8 protein-coding genes are annotated in these 7,886 nt (G+C 69.4%); 5 read left to right on the forward strand and 3 right to left on the reverse strand.

Annotated features, from left to right (window positions below; all coding sequences use genetic code 11):
* Both ACAM49_RS36680 and ACAM49_RS36685 read left to right on the forward strand, forming a co-directional pair.
* Window positions 1-822: sensor histidine kinase (locus tag ACAM49_RS36680; protein ID WP_369640126.1), on the forward strand; the 822-nt coding region annotated here is incomplete at its 5' end.
* Complete coding sequence (locus ACAM49_RS36685) at window positions 819-1,448, forward strand: response regulator (RefSeq protein ID WP_369640127.1); 630 nt, start codon at window positions 819-821, stop codon at window positions 1,446-1,448. The genes ACAM49_RS36680 and ACAM49_RS36685, both read left to right, overlap by 4 nt.
* Window positions 1,449-1,490: 42 nt before the next feature.
* Here the strand turns inward: ACAM49_RS36685 and ACAM49_RS36690 are convergent, their stop codons facing one another.
* The 3 genes from ACAM49_RS36690 to fadD11 form a co-directional block, all read right to left on the reverse strand.
* Entirely contained in the window at window positions 1,491-2,144 is a 654-nt protein-coding gene (locus tag ACAM49_RS36690; protein WP_369640128.1) for an enoyl-CoA hydratase-related protein, read from the reverse strand.
* 11 nt (window positions 2,145-2,155) lie between these two features.
* Window positions 2,156-2,761, reverse strand: coding sequence for a TetR/AcrR family transcriptional regulator (locus ACAM49_RS36695; RefSeq protein WP_369640129.1), 606 nt, complete (start codon window positions 2,759-2,761; stop codon window positions 2,156-2,158).
* Between the two features lie 118 nt (window positions 2,762-2,879).
* A complete protein-coding gene (gene fadD11, locus ACAM49_RS36700) occupies window positions 2,880-4,694 on the reverse strand; it encodes a fatty acid--CoA ligase FadD11 (protein WP_369640130.1) in 1,815 nt (604 codons plus the stop codon).
* Window positions 4,695-4,907: 213 nt separating this feature from the next.
* Between fadD11 and ACAM49_RS36705 the strand changes: the two genes are divergently transcribed.
* The 3 genes from ACAM49_RS36705 to ACAM49_RS36715 form a co-directional block, all read left to right on the forward strand.
* Complete coding sequence (locus ACAM49_RS36705) at window positions 4,908-6,266, forward strand: MFS transporter (RefSeq protein WP_369640131.1); 1,359 nt, start codon at window positions 4,908-4,910, stop codon at window positions 6,264-6,266.
* 17 nt (window positions 6,267-6,283) lie between these two features.
* On the forward strand, window positions 6,284-6,943 hold the full coding sequence (locus ACAM49_RS36710) for a response regulator transcription factor (protein ID WP_369640132.1): 660 nt from the start codon (window positions 6,284-6,286) through the stop codon (window positions 6,941-6,943).
* 4 nt (window positions 6,944-6,947) lie between these two features.
* Window positions 6,948-7,886: sensor histidine kinase (locus ACAM49_RS36715; RefSeq protein ID WP_369640133.1), on the forward strand; the 939-nt coding region annotated here is incomplete at its 3' end.

The raw sequence follows: 7,886 nt of genomic DNA on the forward strand, positions 1-7,886 counted from the left end.
GGGGCGACGTTCGTGGAGGCGGCCGCGTTCGTCGGGTTGCCGCTGCTGTTGGGCCTGTATTTGCGTGGGCAGGCGGCGTTGACGGCGAGTGCGGCGGCGCGTGCGGCGGAGGCGCGGTCGCGGGCGCGCGCCGAGGAGCGCACGGCGCTGGCGCGCGAGCTGCACGATATGGTCGCCCACCATATGGCCTCGATCGTGTTGCGGGTCAAGGTAGCTCGCCAGGTGCTCGGCGGGACCGATCCGCGGGTGCGGGAGGTCCTCGACGATGTGGGCGACACGGCGTCGGGGGCGCTGACCGATATCCGGCGGCTGCTGGCGGCCTTGCGGGATCCGTCGCTGGGTGCGGTGCCGCTGCTGGATGCCGAGGTGGTGGCCGCCGAGATCGCCGAGGCGGTGACGCGGGTGCGCGCGGCAGGGTTCGAGGTACACGCCGAAATCGATACGCGGCCACCAGGTTTGGATGCGATCGCGCGGTTGACGCTGCTGCGGCTGGCGCAGGAGTCGCTGACCAATGCGATGAAGTACGCCGATCGTGGCGCGCCGGTGCGGATCTCGGTGGCACGCACCGCCTCCGGGGTGCGGCTGCAAGTCCACAACCGCGGTGCCGGGGCGCCGGTCGGTGCGGGGCATGGACTGGCCGGGATGCGCGAGCGGGTGGCGTTGGCCGGTGGCCGTCTCGAAGTCGGTGCGCGCGGTCGGGAGTGGGTCGTCGATGCGGAGTTGCCCGCCGGATCCGGATCGGTCGAGCCGGGAGGTGCGTCGGCGTTGCCCCGGGTCACCGAAGCGCAGGCCGGGGCGGCGTTCGGGCGGGGTGTGCGGTGATCCGGGTGTTGCTGGTCGATGATCAGCGTCTGGTGCGGGCGGGGTTGCGGATGCTGGTGGAGGCGACCGCCGATCTCGAGGTGGTCGCCGAGGCCGCCGACGGGGTGGCGGCGGTGCGCGCGGCGGCGGAGCTCCGCCCTGATCTGGTGTTGATGGATCTGCGGATGCCCGGCATGGACGGGGTGGAGGCGACGCGCCGGATTCTCGCCGGTGGTTCACCGAAGGTGCTGGTGCTGACCACCTTCGATGATGACGAGCATCTGTTCCCGGCGTTGGCGGCCGGGGCGAGCGGGTATCTGGTCAAGGACACCGAGCCCGAGGCGTTGGTGGCCGCGATCCGGCGGGTGATGGACGGCGAGTTGCTGTTCTCCCCGCCGCTGCTGCGCCGGCTGGTGCGGCGCGCCGTGGACGCCCCGGTCGAAACCGCTACTGCGGCAGTCGATCTCACGCCCCGCGAGCAGGAGGTACTGGCACTGGTGGGTGAAGGCTACTCCAATTCCGAGATCGCCGAGCGCCTGCATCTGGGGGTGACGACGGTCAAGAAGCATGTGGCGCATCTGATGGACAAGACCGGTTGCGACAACCGGGTCCGGTTGGCGGTGTTCGCGGTGCGCGCGCCGCGCTGATCCGGTGGGCTCGTGGTGTCGAGCCCACCGCGCCATAGGGGTTCAGGCGTTGGCGAGGGCGGTGACGGCGTCGGCGAACATGACGGCCTTGATCGCGCCCAGGGTGGCTTGGTCTTTGGCGCCGAGCCCGGCGACCGTGGCGAGCGCGGTGTCGGTGAGGGCGTCGGTGTCGGCGATGGCGTCGACCAGGTCGTGGGCCAGGGCGTCGGGTCCGCCGAAGCGGCGTCCGGTGGTCATCGAGGCGATGGCGTGTTTGGGGGCGAGTTTGGCTTGGATGAGTGCGGCCATGCCGCGGGTGAACGGGATGTGGATGTCGACCTCGGGGAAGCAGAAGTAGCCGCGGTCGGCGCGCATCACCCGGTAGTCGTGGGCGATGGCGAGCATGGCGCCGGCGCCGAAGGCGTGCCCGGGCAGCGCGGCGACGGTCGGCAGCGGGAAGGTCAGCATCCGGGCCAGCAGTGATTGCACTTGCGCCACATACCATTCGGCGCGGTCTCCGTGGGCGGAGACCCAGTCGAGATCCAGGCCGTTGGAGTAGAACTTGCCCGAGGCGGTGGTGAGCAGGGCGTGGGCGCCCTCGGCGAGGGCGGTGTCGAGGTGGGTGTTGACGGCGATGAGGAACTCGGGTGAGAAGCGGTTCTCGTCGCCGCCGAGGTCGAGTACGGCGATCTTGTCGCGGTAGGTGAGGGTGGGCATGGGGGGTTCCTTCAGGGTGTGCGGTGGGGTGCGGGCCCGAGGTCGAGGACCGCGTGGACGGCGGCCCGCAACTGTTGGCGGGCAATCGGATTGGTGAGCCGGTCGCGGTCGAGCAGGATCGCGGTCGGCAGGTCGACCAGGCACAGGGTGACGGTGTCCACCGCGGCGGCGTCCGCGCGCCCCCACAGCCGCCGCGACAGGGTTTTCATCAGTTCGATCAGTGTGGTCTGGGTGGCGGCCACCTCGGCGTGCACGGTCTCGGGCAGGTCGTCGCCGAGCAGGTCGGTGCGGCGGACCCGGAAGAACAACTGGGTGGAGGCCGGGTGGCGGGCGGCGAATTCGGCGGGTGCTTGCGCGGCGGCGAGCACCGCGTCGACGGGGTCTGCGGCGTCGGCGACCATCTCGGCTTGCAGGGTCAAGAACCGGTGTGCGGCCCGAATCCAGGTGCGCGCCACCAGTTCCGCGCGGGAGGAGAACGTGTGATAGAGCGCCCCGTTGGAGACGCCGGTGGCCGCGGCGACCGCCCGGATGGTGACCGCGGCGGGCCCGGAGGCCACCGCGAGGTCTTCGGCGGCGTCGAGGACGAGGTCCGGGTCGTGGGTGCGGGGGCGGGGCATACACTCGACCATAACAGAGCAAGTGCTCTGTTATGAAGGGTGGTTTCCGCTCAGAGCATTCCGGCCGTCTGCGCCCGTGGGAGGGGGCAGACGGCCGGTGTGCGGTGGGGTGGCCCGGTCAGGTTGTGCTGGTGGGTGTTTCGGCGGGTTCGTGGACGCCCTCGGCGAGTTGGGGTGCGTACATGGTGTCGATGGTGTCCGCGTATTTCTCGGCGATGGGTTTGCGGCGCAGTTTCATGGTGAGGGTGATTTCGTCGCCGCCGGGTTCCCAGAAGGTGGGCAGGATGGTGAAGCGTTTGATCTGTTCGATGCGGGAGAGTTTGGCGTTGCCGGCGGCGACGCCGCGCGCGATTCCGGCGATGACGTTCTTGTCGGCGGCCAGCGCGGGTGCGGTGGCGTCGGTGAGGCCGTGCTGGGCGGCATACGGGAGCGCGGATTCGGCGTCGAGGACGATGAGTGCGGTGTTGTAGGGGCGGTTGTCGCCGATGGTGGCCAGGGCGCCGATGAGTCCGGTGGCGGCCTTGATGGTGTTCTCGATGTTGGCCGGGGACATGTTCTTTCCGGCGGAGTTGATGATGAGTTCTTTCTTGCGGTCGACCACGCGCAGGTAGCCGTCGGCGTCCTCGGTGATGATGTCGCCGGTGGCCAGCCAGCCGTCGGCGTCGAGGGTGGCGGCGGTCTTCTCGGGTTCCTTGCGGTATTCGCGCATGACCAGGGGTCCGCGCACGAAGTATTCGCCGTCCTCGCCGATGCGTGATTCCAGTCCGGGCAGCAGCCGCCCGACGGTGCCCAGGCGGGCCTGGCCGGGTGGGCTGACGCTGACCACACAGGTGAGCTCGGACATGCCCCACACTTCGGAGATGGGGATGCCGAGTCCGTAGAAGAATCCGAGGGTTTCCGGCGGGATGGGCGCGGCACCGGAGAGGGCCCATTTGAGTTGGTCGAGGCCGATTTTGGCGCGCAACGGTGCCAGCACCGCGGCGTCGGCTTTGTCCCATTCGGCGGCTTGGGTGTCGTCGAGGGGTACTCCGGCGAGTTGGGCTTGGGCTTTGCGGGCGGCGACACCGAGGGCCCAGTCCAGGGCGGCGCGGCGGGCGGGGTCGGTTTCGGCGGTGACCGAATATTCCACGGCCGCTTTGAGTTTCTCCCACACCCGCGGCACCGCACCCCAGATGGTGGGGTGCACGTCGGTCAGGGCGGCGGGCAGTTGGGTGCGGTCGGGGACGACGGTGATCTGGGTGCCGCAGTATTCGTGCAGGTACAGGCCGGTGACGCGGTCGGCCATGTGCGCGGTGGGCAGGAAGCTGGTGATGCGGTCGCCGAATTCGACGGGCATGACCGAGGCGTAGGCGCGGCATTCGAAGGCCAGGTTGGCGTGGGTGATCTCCACGCCCTTCGGGTTGCCGGTGGTGCCGGAGGTGTAGCACAGGGTCACCACGTCCTCGGGCGTGATGGCCTGCCAGGTGGCGTCGAAGTCGAAATCGGCGCGCCCGAGTCGTTTGAGCTGGGCGACGGTCAGGGTGCCGGGTACGGAGTCGTCGATGCAGACGATGGTGTGCATCGGCACCCCGCTGGCGCGGATCTTGTCCACGTATTGGGCCTCGCAGATCACCACCTTGTTGCCGGCATTGTCGAACACGTAGTGCAGTTGCTCGGCGCTGAGGGTGTTGTACACCGAGAACGAGGTGGCCCCCGTGTGTTGCGCGCCGACCTCGAGGGGATAGAACTCGACGCGGTTGGCCATCATGAACGCCACCGTGTCCCCGCGCCCGACCCCGAGTGCGGCCAGCCCAGCGGCGACCTCTCGCACCTGCGCCGCGTAATCACCCCAGGTCAAGCTGTGGTGTCCGCCGATGTCGCGGACCGCGATCGCGTCGGGGTCGATCGCCGCGGTCGCCTGGAACGCGGCGGGGGACGTATTGGGTTGACTCATCACTGTTCTCGATCCACTCACCAACCAAGCCTTCTCAGACGGTAAGGCGCGAACCGGGTTCCGCGTGGGCGTTTGACCGGCATCGGTGCGCACCCGATCGCCTTAAGGCAGTGTTAGGAAACTCCCGGACCTCTTGGGCGGGGCGTGTGTCGCCCGCCACAGTGGAGCGCGGATGCGATGGGGCATTCGTGGTTTCAGCAAGGGAGAAGATTCGTGAGCAGGACCGGAACCGGGGAACGCCGGGTGGTCGCCAATGTGATGCGCGGCTCGATCGGCAACCTCGTCGAATGGTACGACTGGTATGTCTATGCGGCGTTCTCGGTGTATTTCGCCAAGACGTTCTTCCCCGCCGGTGACGCCACCGCCCAATTGCTGTCCACCGCGGCGGTGTTCGCGGTCGGATTCCTGATGCGCCCGATCGGCGGGTGGGCACTGGGCCGTTATGCCGACCGGTTCGGGCGCCGCGCGGCCCTGACCCTGTCGGTGACGGTGATGGCCGCGGGATCGCTGCTGATCGCGGTGACCCCCTCCTATGCGTCGATCGGGTTGGCGGCGCCGGTGATCCTGCTGCTGGCGCGGCTGTTGCAGGGCCTGTCGGTGGGTGGTGAATACGCCACCAGCGCAACGTATCTGTCGGAGGTGGCCTCGGCGGGGCGGCGCGGATTCTATTCGAGTTTCCAGTACGTGACCCTGGTCGCGGGCCAGTTGGTCGCGCTCGGGGTGCAGATCGTGCTGCAGCAGTTCCTGACCTCGGCCCAGTTGTATGCGTGGGGGTGGCGGATCCCGTTCCTGATCGGCGCGGCCGGTGCGCTGATCGTGATGTGGTTGCGGCGCGGCATGGACGAATCCGAATCCTTCCGCAGCGAATCCGCCTCGGCGAGTGCCGGTTCGGGGCGCGGATCGCTGGCGGTGCTGCTGCGGTATCCGCGCGAGTGCCTGCTGGTGGTGGGCTTGACCCTCGGTGGCACGGTCGCGTTCTACACCTACACCACCTACATGCAGAAATACATGGTCAACACCTCCGGGATCGCGAAATCGACGGTGGCGTGGATCAATTTCGTGGCGCTGCTGGTGTTCGTGGTGCTGCAGCCGATCGCCGGGGCGCTCTCGGATCGCATCGGGCGACGCAAACTGCTGATCACCTTCGGCGTGGCGGGCACGCTCGCCACGGTGCCGATCATGACGCTGCTCGGCCACACGAAGAACCCCCTCGCGGCGTTCGCGTTGATGCTGGCGGCGCTGGTGATCATCACCGGCTACACCTCGATCAACGCGATCGTGAAGGCCGAACTGTTCCCCACCCGCATCCGCGCCCTCGGGGTCGGGCTGCCGTATGCGCTGACGGTGGCCATCTTCGGCGGCACCGCCGAAATGATCGCCCTGGCGTTGAAGAAGGCCGGGCACGAATCGCTGTACTTCTGGTACGTGTCCGGGTGCGTGCTGATCTCGCTGCTCACCTACTTCTTCATGCGTGAGACCTCCACCGACTCGGTGATCGACGCCGAGGACAACGCCCCGGCCGCCGATACCGCCGCGGGCTCCGCAGCCCGGGAACCGATCGGTTTGTCGTAGAGGAGAGAATCGGAGCCATGCGGTTGGCGGTGGTCGAGGACGATGACGGGGTCGGGGACGCACTGGTCGAGGCGTTCGGGGTCCGCGGCCACTGCGCGGTGCGGATGCGCCGCGGCGCGGATCTGCTGACCTCCCACCGCGGTTTCGACGCGGTGGTCTTGGATCTGGGGTTGCCCGACGCCGACGGGCTCACGGTGCTGCGGCAGCTGCGCGAGGTCTCCACCGTCCCGGTGGTGATCTTGACCGCGCGCAGTGACGAACGCTCCATCGTGCGCGGATTACGCGGCGGCGCCGACGATTACGTGATCAAACCACCGCGTATCGCCGAACTGCTGGCCCGGCTCGAGAACGTGACCCGCCGCCCGCAGCCGGTCGCGGCGGTCCCGGCGCGCACCGTGGTCACCGGGGATGTGAGCGTGGATCTGGATGCGCGCCGGGTCACGGTGGCCGGGGTCGAGATCGCGCTCACGACCAAGGAATTCGAGCTGGTGGAGGCGTTGACGGAGCGGCCGGGGGCGGCGGTGAGCCGTCAGCAGTTGATGGACCGGATCTGGGGTGATGCGTTCGTGGCGGTGTCGCGGTCGCTGGATGTGCACATGACCGGGTTGCGCGCCAAGCTCGACCGGCCCGGGCTGATCACCACCATCCGCGGCTACGGCTACCGCTGGGGCGAGTGACCCGGTGCGCCGGCGCTTGCTCATCGCGTTGACCAGCTTCGCCACCGTGGCGGTGCTGGCGTTCGCGATACCGCTGTGCCTGACCGCGGCTACCAGCCGCACCCAGGAACTGGTGTCCGGGCGCAGCGGGGACGCCGACCGGTTCGCGGCGTTGACCGTCACCGCCGACCGGCTCGGCGACCAGCGCGCGCTGTCGATGGAAGTGGCCCGCTACCACGACCTTTACGGTGAGCTGGTGCTGGTGGTCGATGCCCGCGGCGTGCCCGTGGTGAACGCGGGCGTCGACCCGCGCGATACCGCGGTGGCGGCGGCATTGTCGGCCGCGCGCCGCAATCAACGCCCCGCCACGGTGTCGCGGCTGCTGCCGTGGAGCCCGCCCACCGTGCTGATCGCGCGCCCGGTCGGCTCGGACACCCACGTCGACGGCGCGGTCCTGATCACCGCGTCCACCGACACCGCGCGCGCCGACATCACCCGGGTGTGGGTGGTCGTCGCGGTCGGTGCGCTGGTGGCGATGGCGGTATTCACCGCGCTGGCACTGGTCCTGTCCCGCTGGGTGTTGCGGCCGCTGGCCGGATTGTCCAGCGCGGTCGCCGAACTCACCGCGACCCTGCCGCCATCCCGCACCCCCGCCACGGTCGTGACCCGCCGCCACGGCGGCCCACCCGAGCTGCGCGCGGTCGCGCAATCGGTCGACGCCATGGCCGCCGCCGTCCACGACTCCACCCGCGCCCAACGCCGCCTGATCGACGACACCGCCCACGCCATGCGAAACCCCCTGGCCGCCTTGACCATCCGCCTGGATTCCCTCGAGCCCGCCATCCCCGAACCCGCCGTGGCGACCTACCGCGGCGCCACCCGCGAAGTGGAACGCCTGACCGGCCTGCTCGACGGTCTGCTCACCCTCGCCGTCGCCGAACGCACCGAATTCGACCCCGCCCCC

This window comes from Nocardia sp. JMUB6875, from assembly GCF_041154655.1.
GTDB lineage: Bacteria > Actinomycetota > Actinomycetes > Mycobacteriales > Mycobacteriaceae > Nocardia.

Coding starts and splice junctions, on each gene's coding strand:
- ACAM49_RS36690 (WP_369640128.1), bottom strand. CDS start 2,144: ATGCCCACCCTCACCTACCGCGACAAGATCGCCGTACTCGACCTCGGC.
- ACAM49_RS36695 (WP_369640129.1), bottom strand. CDS start 2,761: ATGCCCCGCCCCCGCACCCACGACCCGGACCTCGTCCTCGACGCCGCC.
- fadD11 (WP_369640130.1), bottom strand. CDS start 4,694: ATGAGTCAACCCAATACGTCCCCCGCCGCGTTCCAGGCGACCGCGGCG.
- ACAM49_RS36710 (WP_369640132.1), top strand. CDS start 6,284: ATGCGGTTGGCGGTGGTCGAGGACGATGACGGGGTCGGGGACGCACTG.